A 1,432-nucleotide genomic window follows, 5' to 3' on the forward strand; every position below is an offset into this window, starting at 1 on the left:
GCGACGACGGCGGCGAGCGCCTGCGGTCCGCCGACCTCGTCGACGTCGGCGCAGACCACCGCGAACTCGTCGGCCGACAGCCGCCCGGCCGTGCAGTGGTACGGCAGCTCGCGCTGCAGCCGCCCGGCCAGCTCGACGAGCAGGGTGTCGCCGGCGTCGTGGCCGAGGCCGGTGTTGACGCGGGCGAAGTCGTCGACGTCGCCGCAGACCACGGCGACCCGGGCGGCGTCCGGCCCGGCCAGCAGCCGGTCGGCGAGCTCCAGCAGCCCGGCCCGGTTGGGCAGCCGGGTCAGCGGGTCGACGGTGTCGGCCTCGCGGAGCACGTCGGCGGCGCGGCGGCGCTCCCCCACGTCGGTGACGACGAGCAGCCAGAACGGGCGGCCGTCGTCGGAGGGCGCGGCGTTGACCACGACCTCGCAGTCGACCCGGGTCCCGTCGGCGCGCAGCAGCGGCAGCGACTCGATCCGGTAGGTCGGCTCGGGGTGCGACGGGTCACGCAGCCAGTCCGGCAGTCCGCCGCGCAGGTCGGACTGGGGCTCGGCGGACAGGCTGCGTGCCGGGACGCCGCGCAGGGTCTCCAGGTCGGCGTCGAGCAGCTGGCAGAGCGCCGGGTTGGCGTCGACGATCCGTCCGCGTCCGTCGAGCATCGCGACGCCGGTGGTGATGGTGGCGACGAGATCGGCGAACCGCTGCCCGGAGCGCTGCGCGCGGGACTCGGCCCGGCGCCGGTCGGACACGTCCTGCACGGTCCCGATCAGGCGCAGCGGGGCACCACCGGGGGTGCGGTCGATCCGGGTGCGGCACGACAGCACCGCGCCGCCCTGGGGGCGGATCTCGGAGCTGTGCGCGGTGGTGGGCTCCGGCGCTGCGTCCGGGCCGCGGCGCAGCATCCGGCAGACGCGCTCGACCTGCTCGCCCTCGATGGGCCCGTCGGGGCCGTCGGGGCGCACGCCGAGCGCGCGGTAGAGCTCGACGAGCCCCTCGCTGCGGGTCAGCGTCCCGGCCTGCAGGTCGAAGGTCCAGGTGCCGGAGCGGGTGGCGCGCTCGAGGTCGAGCGCGGGCGCCTCGTCCGACGGCGCGGGCGCGGCGTCGGGGAACGGGGTGAGCAGCACGACGGTGCGGTCACCCGGCTGGTTCCAGCGGACGACCTTGACCCGGGCCAGGCGGCGGTCGGCACGGACCAGACGGGCGTCGGAGTCCGGGCCGACGAGCAGCTGCGGGAGCCGCATGCCGGTCGGGTCGGCGGAGCCGGCGAGGCGGCGGAGTGCGGCGTTGGTGTGGACGACGACGCCCCCGGCGTCGCAGACCATCGCGGGCGAGGGCGGGAGCTGCACCGCGGAGTGGTCGGCACCGTCGGCACCCACGGCCCCGGTCCCGGGGGTCCCCGGGCCGGGGGCCGCCTCGGCGACCGACGGGGCCGGGCCGGCCGGGC

Annotated in this window: 1 protein-coding gene; it reads right to left on the reverse strand. The window is 77.9% G+C overall.

Annotated features, from left to right (window positions below; translation table 11 throughout):
* Positions 1-1,364 (reverse strand): diguanylate cyclase domain-containing protein (locus GTW08_RS33040; protein WP_161152369.1); only part of this gene is annotated, 1,364 nt, incomplete at its 3' end.
* Positions 1,365-1,432 lie beyond the last annotated feature (68 nt).

The sequence above is a fragment of the Pseudonocardia sp. SID8383 genome (genome assembly GCF_009864975.1).
In the GTDB taxonomy this organism is placed as follows: Bacteria; Actinomycetota; Actinomycetes; order Mycobacteriales; family Pseudonocardiaceae; genus Pseudonocardia; species Pseudonocardia alni.